This is a genomic window from Paraflavisolibacter caeni, assembly GCF_025628885.1.
Taxonomy (GTDB): Bacteria; Bacteroidota; Bacteroidia; order Chitinophagales; family Chitinophagaceae; genus Flavisolibacter; species Flavisolibacter caeni.
Genome location: NZ_JAOTIF010000007.1, coordinates 189,664 through 212,212 on the forward strand (window position 1 = coordinate 189,664; position 22,549 = coordinate 212,212).

General features: G+C 42.0%; 12 protein-coding genes. All 12 read left to right on the plus strand.

The features are described from left to right. The first annotated feature begins 92 nt into the window (after nt 1-92). The 12 genes from OCK74_RS11760 (at nt 93) to OCK74_RS11815 (ending at nt 22,542) form a co-directional block, all read left to right on the plus strand. Complete coding sequence (locus tag OCK74_RS11760) at nt 93-1,712, plus strand: arabinan endo-1,5-alpha-L-arabinosidase (protein WP_279297236.1); 1,620 nt, start codon at nt 93-95, stop codon at nt 1,710-1,712. A 292-nt stretch (nt 1,713-2,004) separates the two neighbouring features. Beyond that, on the plus strand, nt 2,005-4,248 hold the full coding sequence (locus OCK74_RS11765; RefSeq protein ID WP_279297237.1) for a glycosyl hydrolase family 95 catalytic domain-containing protein: 2,244 nt from the start codon (nt 2,005-2,007) through the stop codon (nt 4,246-4,248). A gap of 208 nt (nt 4,249-4,456) precedes the next feature. Further along, nucleotides 4,457-5,059, plus strand: coding sequence for a TetR/AcrR family transcriptional regulator (locus tag OCK74_RS11770; RefSeq protein ID WP_279297238.1), 603 nt, complete (start codon nt 4,457-4,459; stop codon nt 5,057-5,059). A gap of 118 nt (nt 5,060-5,177) precedes the next feature. Beyond that, nucleotides 5,178-6,374, plus strand: coding sequence for an efflux RND transporter periplasmic adaptor subunit (locus OCK74_RS11775; protein ID WP_279297239.1), 1,197 nt, complete (start codon nt 5,178-5,180; stop codon nt 6,372-6,374). Between the two features lie 80 nt (nt 6,375-6,454). Beyond that, nucleotides 6,455-9,634: an efflux RND transporter permease subunit gene (locus OCK74_RS11780; RefSeq protein ID WP_279297240.1), complete on the plus strand. Its 3,180-nt coding sequence runs from the start codon at nt 6,455-6,457 to the stop codon at nt 9,632-9,634. A gap of 82 nt (nt 9,635-9,716) precedes the next feature. Continuing rightward, entirely contained in the window at nt 9,717-11,108 is a 1,392-nt protein-coding gene (locus OCK74_RS11785) for an efflux transporter outer membrane subunit (protein ID WP_279297241.1), read from the plus strand. Nucleotides 11,109-11,265: 157 nt separating this feature from the next. Further along, on the plus strand, nt 11,266-12,096 hold the full coding sequence (locus OCK74_RS11790) for a universal stress protein (protein WP_279297242.1): 831 nt from the start codon (nt 11,266-11,268) through the stop codon (nt 12,094-12,096). A gap of 320 nt (nt 12,097-12,416) precedes the next feature. Next, nucleotides 12,417-12,665, plus strand: coding sequence for a hypothetical protein (locus OCK74_RS11795; protein WP_279297243.1), 249 nt, complete (start codon nt 12,417-12,419; stop codon nt 12,663-12,665). Nucleotides 12,666-12,885: 220 nt separating this feature from the next. Beyond that, entirely contained in the window at nt 12,886-13,893 is a 1,008-nt protein-coding gene (locus OCK74_RS11800) for a GntR family transcriptional regulator (protein WP_279297244.1), read from the plus strand. A 506-nt stretch (nt 13,894-14,399) separates the two neighbouring features. After that, a complete protein-coding gene (locus OCK74_RS11805) occupies nt 14,400-17,687 on the plus strand; it encodes a SusC/RagA family TonB-linked outer membrane protein (protein WP_279297245.1) in 3,288 nt (1,095 codons plus the stop codon). Nucleotides 17,688-17,709: 22 nt separating this feature from the next. Further along, entirely contained in the window at nt 17,710-19,647 is a 1,938-nt protein-coding gene (locus OCK74_RS11810; protein WP_279297246.1) for a RagB/SusD family nutrient uptake outer membrane protein, read from the plus strand. A 33-nt stretch (nt 19,648-19,680) separates the two neighbouring features. Continuing rightward, nucleotides 19,681-22,542: a SusC/RagA family TonB-linked outer membrane protein gene (locus OCK74_RS11815; RefSeq protein WP_279297247.1), complete on the plus strand. Its 2,862-nt coding sequence runs from the start codon at nt 19,681-19,683 to the stop codon at nt 22,540-22,542. Nucleotides 22,543-22,549 lie beyond the last annotated feature (7 nt).

The window sequence follows — 22,549 nt, forward strand, 5'->3', positions numbered from 1 at the left end:
TGATACTTTTTGTTGAAAGAATGAAACTTATTGTTGAAGTTATTCCTATCATTCTTCCAATCTTTACTTTCCAAAATTTCCCATTCCAAAAAATGAGAATTCGATTGCTTTCAATAAAAAGTTTACCAATCATATTAGCAGGATTAATGCTGGTTATTTTCGCAGGCTGTAGTAAGAAAGATGAGGAAACGACCAGTACTCCTACTGTCGATCCTCCTATTATACCACCAGTAAGTACCTTTGCCGGACCGACTTACGCTGATAATTATACCTCTATATCTGCCTGGGCTAGTCGTTCGCAATGGAATTTGGCTAATGTACATGACCCCACAGTGGAAAAATGCAGTGAATATTATTACATGTACCAGACTGACGCTTCTTATGGTAATGTGCATGAGGGACAAGGACATTATCCTTATCGTCGTTCCAAGGACCTGGTCAATTGGGAATTCATGGGTATGGCTTTCAGTACTGTACCTGCCTGGGTAAAAGATTCTTTGAACAATAAGCGGGCTCGTATGTCGCCAGCCTTGCCTCCAATTGAAAATCCTAGTTATGGTTTTTGGGCACCGCACATAAAGAAGGTTGGCAATAAATACAGGTTATATTATAGCGTAGTGGTTACCAATCCAATTGTAGGAACTGACCCTAATACATCGTGGACAGAACGTGCTTTTATTGGACTTGCTGAATCAGATGACCTGGCAACCAATCAGTGGGTAGACAAAGGGATGGTAGTGTGTTCTGAGCCTGATGGGGTAAGGAGTTATACCAGGAACGGAGCCAATGACTGGAGTGGTTATTTTAAGTTCAATGCTATTGATCCCACATTTATTGTTACTCCTGAAGGCGAACATTGGTTGATCTATGGTTCGTGGCATAGTGGCATTGCTGCCCTGAAATTGAATCCGGCAACAGGTAAACCTGACAAACTGGAAACCATTGATGATTATGGCGTACGTATAGCAGGACGAGGCAACGTAAATACAAATCGCTGGCAGGCTTTGGAAGGCCCTGAAATCATTTATAACCAGGTTACAGGGTACTATTACCTCTTCCTTGCTTATGATGAACTTTCGATTGCTTATAATACACGGGTAGCGCGTTCTAGGAATATTACCGGACCATATGTTGGAATCGATGGAGCGAGTGTAACCACTGGTGCAGAATGCTGGCCGATGTTAACTCACCCCTATGCATTTAGTGGGCATACAGGATGGGTGGGCATTTCACATTGTTCCATATTTCAAAATCCTGATACAAAAGAATGGTTCTATGCTTCGCAGGGTCGATTGCCAGAGAATGTACCGGGCATAAATGTGTCCAACGCCGTAATGATGGGACATGTTAGACAAATTCACTGGACTGAAGATGGTTGGCCTGTGATTGCTCCTGAGCGTTATGCAGGAGTTCCCAAAACCACTATTAAGGAAGAATATATTCCTGGTACATGGGAGCAAATCACCATGCAATACCAATATAAAGTAATTCAACAACCAATTACTATGTTGTTAACAATTGATAAAAAGGTAAGCGGAGGCGTAACAGGAACATGGTCGCTGGATACGACAAAAGGAATACTTACCATAAATAATATAAAATATAATTTATCAAATGCATGGAATTGGGAATCTGTTCCACGAAAAGTAACTGTTACCTATTCCGGCCTGACTTTAACAGGGCGTCCGATTTGGGCAAAAAAAGTGCAATAGCGATATGATTGTTGTGTGGTGTTGAAAAGTTTCAATTAAAAGAAATAGAAATATTGCAGCCACGAAAGGTTATGATGAGATTACACGTGTACTACAAGAGATTTGCGTTTATTAATTTGAATGCAGTTAATTTTATTCCTAAGGATAATCCCGCATTACCCGATTATCACCGGCGACTGGGTGAAATTTTATTAATAGGGCAAAAATGTTATGCAGACCAAATGGAGCGGAATGGATGTGGTGCTAAGACCTTTGGCTCATTAAAAAACGAGAGATGACTATTAAACAACATATGAACAAAAAAAAGATTTTCTATTTCCTCATAATTACAGTGTTCCTGGCGCAAACAGGTTTTGCTCAAACAAATACTACTGCTATCAATTGGCAAAAATTTCTTTCCCGCAACGATTTGGTGTTTGATACGCTTACTACCAAGTGGGAAGAAGGCGTTTTTACTGGCAATGGTTTGCTTGGCGCTATGCTATACATGAAGAATAGCAATGCCCTGCGCCTGGAGGTGGGTCGTACGGATGTAATAGATGGTAGAGAAGGTTCGCCGGCATTTGAAAAAGCTCGTTTGCCCATCGGGCATTTTGAGCTCAGACCGGAAGGGAAAATTTTAAAGAATACCGCCCGCCTTGATCTATGGAATGCTGAGGCCAATGGAACGATTGTAACTGATAAAGGAACGATTCAATGGCGTACAGCTACACTTTCACAGACGAACGTTATTGTTTTTGAAACGAAAGTGAGTGCTGGTGAAAGAAAATTTCAGTGGCAGTTTCATCCGGAAGTTTCCATTAGCCCCCGCACAAAATCCAGGAAGACTCCTAATGGATATGTGGCTAATCCACCCTCTATTCTTGCAATGACTGGAGCGGTTGAATACTGTAAACAGCCGATGCTTGCCGGTGGCGATTACACGACGGCATGGGCCGCTAAAAATAAAGCGAATAGCAAGATATACTACATATCAGTTGCCATCAATAGAAAACAATCTTCAGTTGATGAGGCAATACAAACTGTGAGCAATGGTGCAAAAGATAACTTGCAGCAATTGCTGAATGTACACAGACAATGGTGGCATCAATATTATCCCCAGAGTTTTATATCGCTGCCTGATGCAAGACTGGAAAGTTTTTATTGGATACAGCAATATAAACTGGCCTCGGCTACCAGGGAAGGAAAACCAGCGTTAGATTTGATGGGCCCCTGGTTTCGGTATACCCCATGGCCGGCTTATTGGTTTAACCTGAATATTCAGTTGACCTATTCGCCGCTTTACGCAGCCAATCAGTTGGATTTAGCTAACGGGCTTGTAAAAATGATTGATGAGGGCAAAGAGAACCTGAGCAGGAATGTACCTGTAGCCTACCGACACAATGCGCTGGCGCTGGGCCGCGCTGCTACGAGCGATTTGTACAGCCCGGTAAAAGTGAATCCATTACGAGATACAACTGCTTCAGAATCGGACCTCGAGCTGGGAAATCTTACCTGGTGTTTATATAATTACTGGTTGCAGTATCGCTATACAATGGACGAAAGTGTAAAAGCAAAACTTTTTCCATTGTTAAAGGGAAGCATCAACTATTACCTGGATGTGATGACGAAAGAAGAGGATGGCAAATGGCATTTGCCGCATACCCATTCGCCTGAATACCCCGGTGGTATTACAAGAGATTGTAATTATGATTTGTCATTGTTTCGTTGGGGCTGTGCTACTTTATTAAAGATAAATCCGGGCGATAGCCTTGCTCCACGATGGAAAGATGTATTGATTAATCTTACCGATTATCCCACGGACGCAAATGGCTTGCGGATTGGCCGGGATGTGGCATTTAATAAATCCCACCGTCATTATTCACATATGCTGATGATTCATCCTTTGTGCATCATGAATTGGGAGCAGCCAGAAAGCAGGCCGCTGATAGAAAAATCATTGCAACACTGGCTTAGTCTTAAATCGGAATTTGCCGGATTTTCATTTACGGGCAGTGCATCAATACATGCCGTAATGGGCCAAGGTGATAAAGCCCTTGACTATCTGAATCAATTATTCGGCTATACGAAACCTAATACGATGTATTTAGAAGAAGGGCCTGTAATTGAAACGCCGCTGGCTGCCGCCACCTCGATTCAGGAGTTATTATTACAAAGCTGGGGCGAAAAGATCAGGGTATTTCCTGCAGTTCCATCTTCATGGAAGGATCTGTCATTTGAAAACTTAAGAACGGAAGGCGCATTTTTAATCAGTGCGGTTCGAAAAGACGGTGAAACAAAATGGGTAAAGATAAAAAGCTTGGCTGGTGAGCCTTGTATTATTCGTCCAAATATGGAGGGAAAGCTACAGATTAAAGGCCAGGTACAATTGAAGGATTTAGGGAATGGCACTTATTCTTTTCAACTTAAGAAAGGCGAAGAAGCTATTTTATATAAAAACGAGAATGACTTATCATTGAAGGCTGATGCTGTGAAGCAAGATGGACGAATTAATTATTGGGGAAAAACATTAAGTAAGCTAACTGCTAAAAATTGAAGCCCGGGTTCATTTTAAAAACTTCTTTTCCGTAGTAGTGCAGGTAAGCGCTTTGGAAAGTTTATACTTTCTGTATCGAAATATGCAATTTTGACTAACTGTCCATCGTCCGCTGTATCCACAGCGGATTTTTTTTAAGATTTTTTTTAGTTTCATTGCACCCTTTCCCTTTATTTTTGTTTAACAAAATTGTCAAACAAAATCGTAAATGCCTGTTAAGGACTGCAAAACTGAGCAACATATTAAGGAAACTGCCCGGCGTATTTTTTTAAAAGAAGGGAAGATGCTGGCAACGACCCAGGAAATTGCTGATGCAGCGGGGGTTAACCGTACATTGCTGCATTATTATTTCCGGTCAAGGGATATGCTGTTCAATGTTGTATTTACGGAGGCTCTGACAAAGTTGAGGGAAAGACTTCATGAAGTGATTGGTTCACAGTTAGGGTTTAGACAAAAAGTTGAAAAACTTCTGGATGTATTTTTTGAAGACCTGACTGAATTGCCTTACCTGGAAACTTTTATTACACTTCAGTTGAACCAGGAGCCTCATAAATACGAAGAAATGTTTGTCCATTTGCCTGGAGGCAAAGAACGGATCAGGAATTTTTTAAAGGAAATTCATCATGAAATGGAAAAAGGCACCATTCCTGTAATGAAGCCAATTAACTATATGATGAACATTTTCGCATTGATAGCTTATCCTTATGTAGCCAAACCTGTTTTTAAAAATATGTTTGATTTAAGTGATACAGCTTATAATAAGCTATTGCTGGATCGTAAGGAAATGATTTTGTCTCTTCTCTTTAATTAAGGTGAAGAGGTGAATCATCATTGATGACCGCTTCTCTATTTCAAGAATTTTTATTGTTTTCGATTGCCCGCCTTTGAAATTAGATTTTCCAAAAGCAACATTATAATTAGCAACAATTATGAAGAAAAGTGTACGACTTTCAGGGCTTCCTTTATTCTTATTTGTATTTATTCTCTTGTCGTGTGGTGGAAAAGGCAAGAATGCAGGTGCAGCTGGTGGTCCTGGCGGCGCTGGCGCCAACGAGATAAAAGTTTATTCGGTTCTTACCATTACCTCACGGAGTACAACCTTATTTTCAGATTACCCTTCAACCATCCAAGGTCAACAGAACATTGAAATCCGTCCAAAAATTGATGGTTACATTGAAAAGATTTATGTGGATGAGGGCGCAACTGTCAGAAAAGGTCAACCACTTTTTCAGATCAGTGCACCACAATATGAGCAGGGTGTAAGAACTGCCCAGGCTAACATTAAAATTGCGCAGGCCGACGTCAATGCTGCTCAGATGCAGGTGGAAAAGGTTCGCCCCCTGGTAGAGAAAAATATAATCAGCCAATATGAGCTTCAATCGGCGCAATTCACCTTGCAAGCAAAACAAGCAGCGCTTGCGCAAGCAAGAGCCTCTTTTGCCAACGCCAGAACCAACCTTGGTTATACAAGTATTACGAGTCCTGTTGATGGAGTCGTTGGTGTCATACCTCATAAAATTGGTAGCCTGGTAAGTAGTAACACTGCAGAACCTTTAACTACCGTATCCAACATTGGAAATATCTATGCTTATTTTTCTATTAATGAAAAGATGGCATTGGAGTTTTCGAAGAATACGCCCGGAGCTACTGTTCAGCAACGTCTTGCTACCATTCCTCCTGTTACCTTGATCCTTCCAAATGGTACAGAATTTTCACAGAAAGGCCGTATTGAAACTGCCAGCGGGTTGATCAATACAGAAACCGGTTCAATCAGTGTAAGAGCAACATTTCCTAACCCTGGTAATATCATCAGGAGTGGTAGCAGTGGTGTGGTTCGAATACCCAGAACAGTTGATTCAGCTCTTTTGATTCCACAAAAGGCTACTTACGAGATCCAGGGAAAGAAGTTTGTTTATGTTGTTGAAAGTACGGGAACAGTCAGGAGTGTCGAGGTCAAGGTGATGGATAGTAACAATGGGCAATACTATGTTGTTCAGCAGGGGTTAAATCCAGGTGAAAAAATCGTATTGGAAGGAGTTGCTTCTTTAAGAGAAGGGGCGGCAATTAAGCCGAGAGAAGTGAATTCTGATAGTGTATATAGGGTAATGACGAATGTAGAGAGATGATGATAGATAATAGATTATAGATGGTAGAGTGATTTATCATGAGTTAATTATTAAATGAGGTTTCGTTAAGAGAAGAAGTTATGTTTAGAAAATTTATTGAGAGACCGGTATTATCTACTGTGATATCGGTGCTGATCGTGATATTAGGTGTGCTGGGTTTAATATCCTTACCCATATCACAATACCCGGATATTGCACCGCCTACGGTACAGGTTTCTGCATCCTACCAGGGTGCCAATGCTGATGTGGTATTAAACAGTGTGGTGATACCGTTAGAAGAGCAAATTAATGGTGTTGAAGGCATGACCTATATGACTTCAACATCAGGTAATGATGGAACGGCCAATATTACTGTGAATTTTGCGTTGGGCACCAATCCTGATCTTGCTGCTGTAAACGTACAAAACCGTGTTGCCAGGGCCACCAGCCTATTACCCCAAGAGGTAACCCGTGCAGGTGTCACCACGGCTAAGCGTCAAAGCAGTAACCTGGTGATTTTTGCCTTGTATAGTGACGACCCTGCTTATGACCAAACCTTTCTTCAAAACTATGCAAGTATCAACCTGATTCCTCAGATCAAACGTATCAATGGTGTTGGTGATGCTACTGTATTCGGACAGATGGAATATTCCATGCGTATCTGGCTGAAGCCAGATGTGATGGCTACCTATGGTCTTGTTCCAAGTGATATCAGTACTGCATTGGCGGAGCAAAATGTGGAGGCAGCTCCGGGGCAGTTTGGAGAGCAGGGAGGGCAATCTTTCCAATATGTAATCAAGTACAGGGGGCGGTTAAAAAGTCCAAAAGAGTTTGAAGACATTGTTATACGTTCTGCAGCTAACGGGCAAATATTGCGCTTGAAAGATATTGCCCGCCTGGAAATGGGAGCGCTGAATTATTCCAGTACAACTAAGACCAATGGTAAGCCTTCCATTGGGGTGGCCATCAGCCAGACTGCTGGTTCTAATGCCAAGGAAGTTATTGAAGGAAGTTTGGGTGTATTGGAAGAAGCTTCGAAGAGTTTTCCAAAAGGTGTCCATTATGTAAACCTTGTAAATGCCAATGATTTTTTAGATGCTTCCATCAGCAAAGTGATTCATACACTGCTTGAGGCTTTTATACTAGTGTTCATCGTGGTTTTCCTCTTTTTGCAGGATTTCCGGTCCACTTTAATCCCGGCGATTTCAGTTCCTGTAGCGATAATAGGTACGTTTTTCTTTTTAAGTCTATTTGGCTTTACCATCAACCTGCTTACATTGTTTGCATTGGTATTAGCCATCGGGATTGTAGTGGATGATGCCATTGTGGTAGTGGAAGCTGTGCATGCAAAGCTTGATCATGGTTACAAATCGGCAAGGAAAGCTACCATTGATGCCATGAGTGAGATTTCGGGTGCTATTATTTCCATTACATTGGTTATGGCGGCCGTGTTTATACCTGTTAGTTTCATCAAAGGCTCTGCAGGGGTATTTTATAAACAATTTGGACTTACACTTGCCATTTCCATCATCCTGTCTGCCGTTAATGCCCTTACGCTTAGCCCGGCCTTATGTGCTATATTTTTAAAGCCACACCTTGAAAATGGACATCAGAAAAGGAGTTTTCTTCAAAGGTTTTATATCGGATTTAATACGGCCTTTGAGGCCACCACTCATAAGTACAGACGTTCTGTATCATTTCTAATAAAGAGGAAATGGGTAGCCATTGGGGGCATCGCTGTTTTTGCAGGTTTATTCTATGTGTTGATGGCAACAACACCAAAAGCTTTTGTACCTAATGAAGATATGGGAGTCGTGATGAGTGACATCGCATTGCCACCAGGTGCATCGCAGGAACGGACTGATGAAATAACGAAACAGATTGAAAAAATTGCACGGACGATACCTGAGGTAGAGAATATTCTCCGTATTACCGGGCGAGGAATGATCAGCGGTACCGGAAGTAACTATGGCATGGTGATCATGCGTTTGAAGCCTTGGGCCGAAAGAAAAGGGAAAGGCCAGGATGTACAATCCATTATCGGGCAAATGTTTGGAAAGACCGCTGGGATCCGTGATGCACGGGTAATCTTTTTTGCGCCGCCCACTATTCAGGGGTTTGGTACAACGGGTGGTTTTGAGTTTCAATTGCAAGACAAAAGTGGTGGCGATATCGCTAAATTTTCCAAGATCAGCTCTGATTTCCTGGCAACATTAAACCAGCGTCCTGAAATACAATATGCATCTACATCTTTTAACCCGAATTTTCCTCAATACCAGATCAATGTAAACGTAGCAAAAGTTAAAGACGCAGGGTTGACAGTAAGTGATGTGTTGAGTACGATGCAGGGGTACTATGGAGGGGTATATGCCTCGAACTTTAACCAGTTTGGTAAGCAATACAGGGTTATGTACCAGGCAGAGCCTTTATTCAGGGCCAATCCGGAAAGTTTGAACAATATATTTGTAAGAAATGCGAATGGTACTATGGCGCCCATTACCGAGTTTATTACGTTGGAGCGGGTGTATGGTCCACAGTCAATATCCAGGTTCAACTTATTTACGTCTATTAACGTCAATGGTTCGCCTAAGCCTGGTTATAGTTCCGGTGATGCCATCAAGGCTGTTCAGGAAACTGCGGCGCAGGTATTACCGGCTGGATATGGTTATGAGTTTTCCGGCATGACCAGGGAGGAATTATCTGCCGGCGGTCAAACTGTATTTATTTTCACACTGGTACTGATATTCGTATACTTCCTGCTCTGTGCCCAGTATGAAAGTTATATCCTTCCACTTGCTGTATTATTATCCCTGCCTATTGGTTTGTCGGGTGCCTTTTTATTCGCGAAGATCTTCGGCATTACCAACAACATTTATGTGCAGATCACACTGATCATGCTGGTTGGTCTACTGGCTAAAAATGCCATTTTGATCGTAGAGTTTGCCGCGGAAAGAAGGAGGCAGGGGATGAGTATTGTGCAAGCAGCCCTTGATGGGGCACAGGCCCGTTTACGCCCTATTTTGATGACATCATTCGCATTCATTTTTGGTCTTGTGCCGCTGATGCTGGCATCTGGTGCGGGAGCTACCGGAAACCGATCGATCGGAACAGGTGCAGTAGGCGGCATGTTGATAGGAACCTTGTTTGGGGTGTTTGTTATTCCTGTATTGTTTGTCATTTTCCAATCATTGCAGGAACGAATAAGAGGAAAGCATAAAAATGAATTGTTGCTTGATGATGCTGTTGTTGAAAAAGAATGGGTATTAGATAAAGTACAATAAGCAATATGTAAAAATGATAAGCAGTTAATGATGATTCATCATTGAAGTAAAAAGAAGATGATTGAAGTATAATTGAGAGATTATGAACACAACGTTGTTAAAAAATATATTAGTTGTCTCATTGGTGGTTTTGGTGCTGGCATCTTGTAAAGTATCACAACCCTACCAATCACCGGAGATTCGTACACAGGGTTTATTTCGTGATGCCAGTTCCAATGATACCAATAGCATGGCAAGTCTGCCCTGGAATGAAGTATTCAGCGATACTGTTTTACAGAGATTGATTACAGAGGGAATCGCGCAAAACCTGGATTTGCAGGTTGCATATACCCGGATCAGGCAGTCGCAAGCCTATTATGAACAAAGCAGAGCTGCATTACTTCCTGCATTGTATGCAAATGCGGGCGTAACAGATTCAAAATTATCAAATGCCCAGGGATTTGGAATACGCTCCAATGCTACTCAATTTCAAATTGGAGTATCATCAAGTTGGGAAATTGATGTATGGGGTAAATTGAGCAGCAGCAAAAGGGCTAGTTTAGCCAATTTGATGCAAACAGAAGCTGCAACAAGGGCAATTCAAACCAGTATCGTAAGCGGAATTGCCAACTATTATAATACGCTTCTTGCCCTGGATAAGCAATTGGCAATAACAGAACAGACGGTAAGAAACTGGGATACGACAGTGCATACGATGAGGGCATTAAAACAAGCCGCAATAGTAACTGAAGCTGCCGTGGTGCAAAGTGAAGCGCAACGTTATGCCGCCGAAGTTACTATTCCGGATCTTCAACAGCGCATCAAAGAAACAGAGAACGCTTTGAGCATACTATTAGGCAATCCTCCCGCTGCCATCAACCGCAGCAGGCTGGATGATCAGTCAACAGTAGATCTACTTCAAACAGGCGTGCCTGCTCAATTGCTGGCCAACAGGCCGGATGTTCAACAGGCCGAGTTGGCTTACAGGAATGCCTTTGAACTTACAAATGTTGCCCGTTCTGCCTTTTATCCGGCACTAACCATTAATGGTTCCGCAAGTTTGACCAGTTTGTCGTTGGGTAGTTTTCTCAATCCATCTTCACTGGCTTCAGCAATCGGTGCCGGATTGACACAGCCCATATTCAACAAGCGATTGAACAGGACTAATTTGATTATCGCACAACAGCAGCAACAAGCCACATTGTTTGATTTCAGAAACACGTTGCTGGTAGCAGGTCGTGAAGTTTCAGATGCGCTTTCCCTTCATGCGACAGCATTACAAAAAATGAATGTGCGTTCGCTGCAGTTAATCGCCTTGCAACGTTCGGTTGAATATACCCAGGAACTTCTGCGCAATGGTTTTGCCAATTATAACGAGGTAATCACTGCACGTCAAAGTTTACTGGCCGCTGAATTAGGACGGGTCAATGATAAACTGCTGCAATTACAAGCTACGGTTGATCTGTATCGTTCTTTAGGCGGAGGCTGGAAATAGATAACTCATTCAAGAAATTTATGAAAGGTCATAGGCGGCAAATGCCTATGACCTTTTTTCTTATAAAGAACTGAGATTTATCAGGTTAAAGACAGTCAATGATTATAAATTCTGGTAAGCTGAAATGATATCTTTAGAACACTATAAAATTTGGCTTATGAAAACTATTGTGGTTGCAACAGACTTTTCTTCCAATGCTGATCATGCACTTCAATATGCAGGCGCTTTGGCTTCCTTTATGAATGCCAGGATTATTTTATTCAATGCCTTTCAACTTCCTGTGCATGCATCCAATACATTGCTTCCGGCAGAGAGTTTCGTTGAATTACTAAAGGATAATCAAGAACGATTAGAAAATATTGCATTGCAAGTATCTGACAAATTTGGGGTTACTGTGGATGTTCAAACAAAAATGTCTGATGTCAGCAATGCATTGGAAGAAATTGTAATGGGTGCACAAGCCGATTTGGTTGTGATGGGTATGCATACCAGTGACTGGAGTGACCGGTTATTTGGTAATACCACTACTTCGGTTATCAGGGACGCTAAGTATCCTGTTTTAGTAGTACCTAATAATGCATCATTTACAGGAATTGAAAGGATTTTATATGCTTTTGACTCCAATTGCCTGCAAAAGGGAACCCAGCTTCAAGTAGTGAAAGATATAGCGCGAAGTTTTAAGGCAGAAGTGCAGGTTTTTCATGTGGAAACTGCTCATAGAGCAAAAGAATATACTTTGAAAGAACCTGTAGATGCTAATACCAAAGCTGCTTTGAATGACGTTGCTCATACCTATAGGGAAATTGAAGAAACAGGTGTAGTTGAGGGTATTGAAAAAGGAATTAAGGAATTAGGGGCAAACCTGTTAGTGATGGTCCCTCATAAGCTCAGTTTTTGGAAAAACGTTGTTCGTTTAAGTACTACAAGAACTGTCGTATTAAAGTCGCAAATACCACTATTGGTTGTGCCAAATACTTGTAGAGGATAGTAAAAGGTATGAAGTAATTATTTTTAGAACGCTGAAAAATAAAATAAATCTCCGGGTTGTGGAAATTAGAAAGATAGTTTGATGGGCTTGCTATTTGTTCATAATACTATAACTTTGTTAGTGCCTCTATGATCTGCAAAGGCATGTAAACCCTCTTCAGCCTCACATGATATGCCTATTGTAGAAAAAGTTTCAAGTTAAGTTCAGTTGTTAGTCAGATGTATCATTTTTAAAGATTTTCGGTATACTGTCATTCTGCATCTTTTTATTTTAAGGTTATTGGTAAGCATTTATTCAAGTCAACTCTTAAAAAGACAACTATGAAACTTTCTGATTTTATCTTACTAAGCGAGGAAAAAAAGAAATTGGTAGTTCTTCATGAAGGGATACTGATTGGCAAAAGAAATAAATTTGATTACATGGTTTTTCTGTTTCAGTTGGACAACTACTACGTAGAAACCTATTGTAATCTCAAAAACAAGGCTATAGAGGAATACTGTGTTTTTGATAATACAAAATTATTGAAGCCTTACCTGGAGGCTATATCCATTGACGATTTATTGCACTGATTCATTCCATTAGTTGGTTTTATCCGGGGAGAAACGTTTATTGGGCAACAAAACTATGGAGCAGCGACCCTGCTACGATGGTAATCTGCCAGGTATGAGCTCCATATCCAACTTCCGCCAGATTCTGACATAATAGAGGTATAAATCATTTTTTAAATGGGGTAGTATTAAGCAGCATTTGTAATATTGCTTCAATTTTTAAACTGGTGATACCAAAACTATGCAGCGTATTAAAATCAATAATAATAAGCTCCCTAAAGTAAAACAGATTGTTCTAGCTATTGTAGCGCAAATAGAAAAGGGAAAGCTCCTTAAAGATGAACGTTTGCCCTCCATCAACGAATTCAGTGAACAGTATTCAGTTGCCAGGGATACAGTGGAAAAAGCCTATAAAGATTTAAAAGAACAAGGGTACATTATTTCTGTTGCCGCAAAGGGATATTTCGTACAGGGAAAAAAAGATCAAAGGATAAAAGTGCTACTCGTCTTCAATAAACTGAGTTCTTATAAAAAAATGGTTTATGACAGTATGTTGCAAACTTTGGGGGAAAAAGCGAAAGTAGATTTACAGATCCATCATTATGATCCCCATCTCCTTAAGGAAATACTGGAGACCAGCCAAGGGGCTTACCATTACTATGTCATTATGCCCCATTTTTTTCATGGCGCTGAAAAAGAGGTGTGTCTGTCAGTTTTAAAAATGATCCCTGAAAACGAATTGATTCTGCTGGATAAGCATGTACCTGAATTAGAAGGAAATCACATATCGATATACCAGGATTTCAAATGGGATATTTACTACGCCTTAAAAGAAGCTGCAGACCTGATGAAAAAATATGACCGGCTGGTGTTGGTTTTCCCAAAATATAGCCATCACCCCACAGAAATTACTGAAGGTGTTTTGCAATTCTGCCTGGAGCACCAAAAAGGATTTTCTGTGGTTTCATCTGTAGGAGAGGAGGCTTTGCTGCCACAAACCGCTTATATTGTAATAACCGAATCGGATTTAGCGCTTTTGATCAAAAAAGTTCGCAATTCTACCTACCAGCTTGGCCAGGAGATCGGCATTATTTCTTTTAATGAGACTGTTTTCAAGGAGCTTCTGGACATTACTGTTATTTCTACAGATTTTGAAGAAATGGGCCGTTCAGCTGCCTGCCAGATCCTTAATGGACAGGTCAAAAAAGCAAAGAACCCTTTTCATCTGATTCTTAGAAAATCACTTTAGACTTAAAATCTTCTGAAATTCTCACAGGCAAGCCTAGCTAATTATTATCATATTTCTTCCCATCCCATCATTCAAATCATCCTGGGTTTTACCTGAGCGATCCGTAAGTGATTGTTCCCTTATCATGCATTAAAGCAGGTATAAGAAGTCAAAAAAGTTTGCAGTTGCGTATGTTGAAGTAGGTGGTATTTTTATAAATGCTTGATATTCAATATTATTATTTTTTATTGTAGAGGTTTTGACGTAGTGCTTTTTTTGGGAGCAGAGGCATATTGAGGACAATTTTGCCTTGAAAATTTGCTGCTATATGAATCAAAATCATGAACTACAGAATCTTATGAAAGAGAAACTTGCCTATGTCCGCCATTTTTATTGGCAGTACAATCGTCCTCCATCCAGTCGTTATTCCCCTTTTCCACAGCCAGGTATTTAGACAGCCAGGTATTTAGAAAGATACTTTGGAGTAAAATGTAATCTAAAATTTCTTACAAACATTAACAGCTTATATGAGAAAAAGACAACTCATGTGGTTGCTGCTGGTATTCTTTTTATCAGCACTAGCCACACAGCAGGCCTCTGCTCAAACAAAAACGATCAGCGGGATCGTAAAGGATGAAAGTAACAACCCAATTCAAGGGGCTACTGTTACTGTAAAAAAATCTACCATTTCAACAGCCACTGATGATAAGGGTAATTTTTCCCTTTCAGTTTCACCTTCGTCAACCGTACTGGTGATTTCTTCTGTGGGTCATGTGGCCCAGGAAGTTTCCATGGGCGGCCGCACTAATTTTAGTATTACGCTCAAAACCGATATGGTTTCCCTGTCGGATGTAGTAGTAGTAGGTTACGGACAACAAAAGAAAGCATCCGTAACTGGGTCCATTAGTACAGTATCTGCCAAAGAAATCGTACAGTCGCCTGTTGCCAACATTAGTAATGGGCTTGCCGGGCGGTTACCAGGCCTGGTATCCGTTCAATCTTCGGGTAAACCTGGTGATGATGCCGCGAAATTGTATGTAAGAGGGGTAGGTACTTTTACCGGGAATACGGCTCCTTTGATACTGGTGGACGGGGTGGTTAGAGATACTTATAACGATATTGATCCGAATGAAGTAGAAACCATCAGTATTCTTAAAGACGCTTCTGCTACGGCCGTATTCGGTGTGCGTGGCGCCAATGGCGTTATCCTCATTACCACCAAACGCGGAAAGGAAGGCGCTCCCAAGATCAACGCTACGGTTCAGTCGGCAGCTACGCAATTTTTAAACTTGCCCAAGTATGTTAATTCCTACCAGTATGCCACACTTCGGAATGAGCAGATTTTGGAAACTTACTGGCAACAACATGCCAATGATGCGGATGTGCTGAACCAGGCTGATGGCTGGGCCAAGTTTGTACAGAAAAGACAAACTGGTTATGTACCGCAATACACCGCAGAAGATGTGAAGTATTATCAAAATGCTCATACGCCAACTTTGGCTGACGGATCCAAAAATCCTTATTATGATCCGTATTTCCACCCCGACCAGGATTGGCAAAGCCAGATCTTCAAAGACTTTGCATCTCAGTCGCAAGCCAATATTAACATAACAGGGGGGACCAAAGGTTTGAAATATTTTCTTTCCACAGGCTACCTATCACAAGGCGGGCTATTCAAAACCGATTATATGCCTTTCTCTAGAGAATTGGACTACAGGAAGGATCGATACAATCTGAGAGGCAATTTTGATTTTGATGTGACCGACAATTTCAAAATTGCGCTGGACCTGGGAACCCAGTTTGTTCAAATTTCAGGTATGAACAATGACGGGTATAATTATGAAAAGAATCTTATGTGGACGAATCCTATGGGTTCTCCCGGTTATATCGATGGCAAATTTGTATTTATTAAGGAACGTGAAGCTGAACAATTTAACCCATTGTACAGTCTGGCCATGCGGAATCAGTATAATATCAATAACAACAGTACGCTCAATTCTGCTATTCGCTTAACACACAAACTGGATTTTATTACACGTGGTCTTTCTGCAAGTGCAAGAGGCGCTTATGATAGCTATTTTTCCAGCACTTCCGGCGGGCAAGCCTTTCCTGTAAAGTGGGCTGTGCGCCCCAATCCTAATGGGGACAATCTGGACCCGATTTGGGTACGACTGAACAACGAATCGCCTTCACAAAGGTGGGACAACTGGTATTCAGGTAAATGGCGTAAATGGTACGCAGAGTTCGCAATGAACTACAACCGTACTTTCGGCGACCATACCGTTACAGGCCTGGCTATGTTTAATTTGGAAAAGAAATTCGATCCTAACCTGGCTTATCACCTTCCCCATGCTTATGAAGGTGTTGTCGGCAGGGTAACCTATGGTTATAAAAGCAAATACCTGGCAGAGTATAACATGGGCTACAATGGATCGGAAAACTTCCCTGAGGGGAAAAGGTTTGGTTTCCTTCCGGCTTATTCATTGGGATGGGTAGCCAGTAAAGAATCATTTTGGCCTGTGAACGACTATGTTACTTTCATGAAGGTCAGGGGTTCGCTCGGTTTCGTGGGTAATGATGTGATTGGTGGCTCACGCTACCTGTATTTGCCCGACGTATGGTCCTACGGCAGCGGTGATATGAATGGTTATTACTTTGGTATGTATGGTTCTAACCGTAATAAAGTAAGATCGGCCTGGGAGAGTACACTCGGCAACCCAAATGTAACCTGGGAAACGGCGCAAAAAATGAATATCGGCTTTGAAGCCAAATTCTTTAAAGATAAAGTAAGCGTAACCTATGACCACTTCAACGAACACAGGAAAGATATCCTTTGGTATAGAGGAACTGTTCCGGGCATAGTGGCTGCCAGTTTGCCTCCTTATAATCTTGGAGAAACGAAAAACTGGGGTAATGAACTGGAAATCACTTACAATGATAAAACGGGCCGTGATTTTAACTATTGGGTAAAGGGGAATGTTTCCAATAACCAGAATGAAATCGTTTTCCGTGATGAACCGATAGTTCCAGGTCTTGAATACCAGGCAGAAACAGGTAAGCCTATCGGCCAGGGATCATACCTGCAGGCGGATGGCTTATTTAATTCATGGGCAGACCTTTATGAAGTGGACAAAGATGGTAATCCCATATTGTCCAACCCTGTGAAAGCTTTGAATGCTGAAGGCCAGGAATATAAAAATGCAACCGGAATGACGGTTTATCAAAGAGATCTCTCCTTCTCTGGTGTGGCTTTACAGCCTGGCGACATTAAAATGAAAGACGTGAATTTTGATGGTGTTATTGATAATAAGGATTATGTAAGATCCGGCAATACCTCCATTCCTCGTTTCACTTTTGGGATGTCACTTGGGTTTAATTTCAAAGGATTTGATTTTTCTGTATTATTTCAAGGAGCAGCAGGTGTAGCGGCTAATCCTATGCCGGCAACAAACCTGCACTTCAATGGTACAACGGAAGCCCTTTTTGAAGTGGACTGGAACCGCTTTACCCTTGACCGCTATGCAGCAGGGGAGGCTATTAATTTCCCGATAGCTGCTTATAACCGCCAGGCCTACAAGAATACCTATTTCCTGATCAATACTTCTTACGTGCGGTTGAAAAACCTTGAAGTGGGCTATACGTTCCAGCGCGGAGTTTTGGCAAAATTGGGACTTGGTTCGGTTCGGGTATATGCAAATGGATTCAACCTGTACACATGGAGCCAGTATCCTATTTGGGGAGATCCCGAAAACCTGGGCTACCTGGGTTATCCATTGACTCGTACCTATAATGGAGGGTTTAAGGTTAGTTTTTAATTATTAATCCGAAAAAGACAAAATGATGAAAAGAATATATATACCTCTTCTGCTTTTTGCCGGCATGGTTTGGGCAGGCATGATGACTGGTTGCTCAAAAGATTTCCTGGAAAAGCCTAAAGGCGGAGCAGTAACGGTAGACACCATATTTCATACGCAAATGCAGGCGCAATATGCTGTAGCAGATATGTACAAATGGTGCGTTCCATCGGGCTTTGTGTTAACCGAATCGGCCGATTGCCGTGAGGATGCCCTTACGGACAATGTACACTTAACACTCCCGGGTGCTGCCTGGGTTGCTGCCAATTACAATTATCAATACTACATTTTTGGTAACATGACCCCTTCAGCAGCTATTGATAGGGGGCCTACCAGTGCTTCACGTGCTGATGCACCTCCTTTTACAGGCTGGTACAAAGCCATCAGGAAAGCCAATCTTGTTTTAAAGAATATTGATAACGTATCTGATGCAACCCCGGGTTGGATCACTGATGTGAAAGGACAGGCTATATTTTGCCGGGCAATGGCTCATTACAGCGCATTTCGTCTTTATGGTGGAGTTCCTATTGTAACCAGCGTGTTGTCAGGTGACGGACAGATTTCAATTCCGCGCGCTTCTGTTCAGTCTGTTGTAGATAGTATTGTAAGCTGGTGCGACCAGGCTGCTGCTTTACTTCCGACAACTCGTGCGGGCGTAGATTATGGAAAAGTAACCAGCCTGGCGGCTTTGGCTTTAAAAGCAAGGATCTTATTATATGCCGCCAGCCCGCTTTATAATACGCCAAGTGATATGAAGTCCATGGTTGCTGGCGCCCGGTTTGGCGATGCCAGGGATTCCGTTCTGTGCTATCCTACTTATGACAAACAACGTTGGAAAAGAGCGGCAGATGCTGCCAAAGCAGTTATTGACGCTGCTCCGGCTTCCGGAGTTAAGTTGTGGGTGTCTTCTACACCAAAGCCTGCCACCAATGCCAATACCGACACTTATGCCGGCCTGGGCGATTATGAAGCGGTATGTAACAATGTATATACCAGTGAGGATGGAAAGACTTTCGGACTCTATGGTAACCCCGAAATGATATTGGTAAATACGTTCAATCAAAAAGATCCGGACAGAAGTCAATGGAATCAATGGGGTTTTTACAATACTTCTAAGATTCGCATGAACGGTTGGGGCGCTAAAAACAATGTACCCGTTGAATTTTTGCAATTGTATGAAAAAAAGAATGGTACAAAATGGACCGCTACTCCAAGCGGACTGGATTTTAAAGATTATTTCCTGAAGCTGGATCTAGATCCTCGCGCCTACCAGTCTCTTGCTTTTGCCGGGCAATGGTTTAACAACAGCAGAACGTTTGCTGCTTATTACAAGGCGGCAACTGACGGGTCTTATTCTAAAGGTGCCATAGTCGATGATACGAACGCTGGTGATGCTACCGGAAGCGCCGTAGAGAGTGTAAAATTTGTTGCTCGCGTTGACAATATGAATGATAACCATTTTGTATGGCCTGTTTTCCGCCTGGCCGAGTTTTACCTCAGTTATGCAGAAGCGTTGAATGAATATTCAGGACCTGCCGGTGAGCCTACTACTTACTTAAACCTGATCAGGGCAAGGGCCGGTATGCCAGCCAAATCGCCTGCTTCAACCGATGCTTTCAGAGAGGATATTCAAAATGAACGTACCGTAGAACTGGCCTTTGAGATGCACCGTTATAACGATTTGCACCGCTGGCTGAAAGCTCATACCGTATTGAGTCAAACTTTTCATGGTTTCGCGGTTACGGCATCCAAGAATGGCGTGAATCCGAAGCCTACCAATCCCTTCCTCAACTGGGAACTTATATCTTATGGAACAAGATCATTTCCTGTGAAGTATTACTATGTACCGTTCCCATACAATCAAATAAGCATGAACTATTTGGGCGGAAAAGATTGGGATGGTCAAAACCCGGGATGGTAATTAAAGGTTTGTAAATAGATAATCTTAAATTATATGAAAAATAGAAATATAAAACTTTTTATTGGGCTGACCTTGTTGTCCGGGCTATCGGTAGCCCAGGCGCAAACAAAGAAGCCTAACCAGTTAGATTCCACCATATTTCTGACTGAAAAAAGCGCTCCAGCCAATCTTATTGACGGAGGTATCAGAACCGAACAGGATTGGAGAAATACAGGTGCCGTTTTTACCATTTCAGGAGAAGAACTGGCACGGACAAACGCAGGTAATTTACTGAACACCTTGCAGGGAAGGATCCCGGGTCTGACCGTAGTGACAGGTGCTGGCGAACCCGGTTATGATAACCCGACTCTTTACGTACGCGGTCAAAGCAGTTGGAATATAGCGGGCAATAAGGTGGGTATTTATCTTGATGGCTTCCAGGTGGATATGAATGCGCTTTCTGCTTTGTCTCCCAATGAAATAGAATCCATCACCCTGCTGAAAGATGCGGCTGCCCTTGCTGTTTACGGCCTTAATGGTGGTGCAGGTGTATTGAGCGTTCGTACTAAAGAAGGTACAAAGACAGGCAAAACCAAGATTGAGGTAAATGCCAGGTACGGAGGCATGCGCCCCATTGCAATGCCTGAGGTAATGGATGCTTACGGGTATGTAACTGCTTACAACCTGGCTTTGAAAAATGACGGGTTGCCCGTTAAGTATTATAACCCTGATTTTTATAAAGCCAGTGATGATCCTTTTCATCCCAATGTAAACTGGTATGATAAACTATTGACCAATAATTCTGCAACACAGAATTACAATATTTCATTCCGTGGCGGCAACGAAAAAGCAAGATATTTTGTACTGGGCGGCTATACCGATTTTATAGGTCTATACAGGGATGCGGATATGATTGACAAAGATTTCGGCACCAATGCAAAATATAAAAGGCTCAATTTGAGAGCAAATATAGACTTGCAGTTGAACAAAAATCTGTCTGTGAAAGCTACTGTTTCCGGAATTACTGAAGACCGTAATACGCCTGCCGGCTTTACCGCCGCCTCTGTGTTTTCTAATTTGCTGAAGATCCCGGCTGCAGCATTTCCGGTGAAAAACCTGGATGGGACATGGGGAAATAGTTCTGTTTATAATTTTAACCCGGTACAATTGCTCAGGACAAATGGTATTTATAGTTCTCATACCCGGTACTTGCAAACGAACGTAAATTTCAAACAAAAATTTGATGCCTTGGTGAGCGGACTGGCTTTTAGCGGTGGTATTTCATTCAGCAACGTATATGTAGGTGTTTATGAGAAAAAGTTTGCTGTACCTTCTTATGTACTTGCCAAAGATGCTTACGACAACCCCGTTATAGATGCTAAGGGTGCCGTTGTTTATAATGTATTGGGAGCTGTAGGCGAAAGTATCAATGATGGCGGTAATGATCACTGGAACAGGACCTCTTCCCTGTTTGGTTTTGATTATGATAAAAGTTTCGGCAAACATAGTTTTACAGGCATGTTAAAAGCTTCCCGTTCCAGTTATATCCATGACGGTCAGACTTATGCAGTAGTGGAACAAGGATTGCGCGGGTTCGTGACTTACGATTATAGCAAGAAATATATTGCAGACCTGTCCTTCTCTTATCTTGGCTCAGGTGATTTTGAATCAGGCCATCGTTACGGAATGTTTCCCGCGCTCGGTTTGGGATGGATTGTAAGCAATGAAGACTTCTTGAAAAACAATAGCGTTGTTAACTTCTTAAAGGCAAGGGCGTCTTATGGTGTGACGGCCAATACCAACGAAAGTTCTCGCTTCTTGTATGAACAATGGGGCAGTTATACGGAGGGTGTTTATACCCTGGGAACAACCGATGGAGGTAAAAACGGCAGAACGGAAGGAGCCATTCCGAACGCTGATTTTACATGGGAATCTAAACGAAGTGCTAATGTAGGCATTGACCTGACACTTTTCAAGAAGTTGAATGCAACTGTAGATGTGTTTAGCGAAAAACGTACAGCTATTTTGGAAGCACCTGTTGGGGTTCCCGACTATACTGGTTTCAATTTTAGAAATACAAATACCGGTGAGGCCGAAAACAAAGGATTTGAAGTGTCACTTCAATTCAGAGACAAAACGCAGAGCAAGTTGGAGTATTATGCCGGAGCTTCCATGGCCTATGCCCGCAATAAAATAACCAAAAAAGCAGAAGACGCCCAACCTTATAGTTACCTGTATGATCAGGGCTACCGGATCAACCAGATGACCGGCCTGCAATGCGTTGGATTTTACCAGGTATCCGATTTTGATGCGAATGGTAACCTGAACCCAGGAGTGGTAAAATCAACCTATGGACCAGTACGTCCTGGCGACCTGAAATATGTGGATGTAAACAATGACGGATTAATTAGCAGTTACGACAAAGTGCCAATGGAATATACCAAGCTTCCTGAGATCACATTAGGGTTCAATTTAGGTTTCAAATATGCAGGCTTTGATTTTGATGCCTTTTTACAAGGGGTCATGAACAGGACCGTAAGTTTATTGGATGACGCTTTCGATTATACACACCCGTTAGCGAATAACAATAATATTACTGTTTTTTCAAGCAATCCCTGGACACCGGAAACGGCAGCAACAGCTGCTTCACCAAGATTGTCCACCCTGGTCAATAACAACAACAACCAGGCTGCAGACTTTTGGCTTCGCAATGGTAACTTCTTCAAAGTTCGCAGTATTGAAGTAGGATACACCCTGCCTCACACAGGATTCCTGAAGAAAATGGAGAATGTAAGGTTTTTCCTGAGTGGTAATAACCTGTTTGGAAACGACATCGAAGGATTAGAACCAGAAAGGCTTTCAATGGGCTACCCATTGATGAAAACAGGTACATTAGGAGTTAAAGCAAAATTTTAGAACGAAC

Bases quoted from the DNA above. Each gene is read 5' to 3' on its own strand.
- OCK74_RS11785 (WP_279297241.1), top strand. From the start codon at position 9,717: ATGAACACAACGTTGTTAAAAAATATATTAGTTGTCTCATTGGTGGTT.
- OCK74_RS11780 (WP_279297240.1), top strand. From the start codon at position 6,455: ATGTTTAGAAAATTTATTGAGAGACCGGTATTATCTACTGTGATATCG.
- OCK74_RS11810 (WP_279297246.1), top strand. From the start codon at position 17,710: ATGATGAAAAGAATATATATACCTCTTCTGCTTTTTGCCGGCATGGTT.
- OCK74_RS11790 (WP_279297242.1), top strand. From the start codon at position 11,266: ATGAAAACTATTGTGGTTGCAACAGACTTTTCTTCCAATGCTGATCAT.
- OCK74_RS11795 (WP_279297243.1), top strand. From the start codon at position 12,417: ATGAAACTTTCTGATTTTATCTTACTAAGCGAGGAAAAAAAGAAATTG.
- OCK74_RS11775 (WP_279297239.1), top strand. From the start codon at position 5,178: ATGAAGAAAAGTGTACGACTTTCAGGGCTTCCTTTATTCTTATTTGTA.
- OCK74_RS11805 (WP_279297245.1), top strand. From the start codon at position 14,400: ATGAGAAAAAGACAACTCATGTGGTTGCTGCTGGTATTCTTTTTATCA.
- OCK74_RS11770 (WP_279297238.1), top strand. From the start codon at position 4,457: ATGCCTGTTAAGGACTGCAAAACTGAGCAACATATTAAGGAAACTGCC.
- OCK74_RS11815 (WP_279297247.1), top strand. From the start codon at position 19,681: ATGAAAAATAGAAATATAAAACTTTTTATTGGGCTGACCTTGTTGTCC.
- OCK74_RS11760 (WP_279297236.1), top strand. From the start codon at position 93: ATGAGAATTCGATTGCTTTCAATAAAAAGTTTACCAATCATATTAGCA.
- OCK74_RS11765 (WP_279297237.1), top strand. From the start codon at position 2,005: ATGAACAAAAAAAAGATTTTCTATTTCCTCATAATTACAGTGTTCCTG.
- OCK74_RS11800 (WP_279297244.1), top strand. From the start codon at position 12,886: ATGCAGCGTATTAAAATCAATAATAATAAGCTCCCTAAAGTAAAACAG.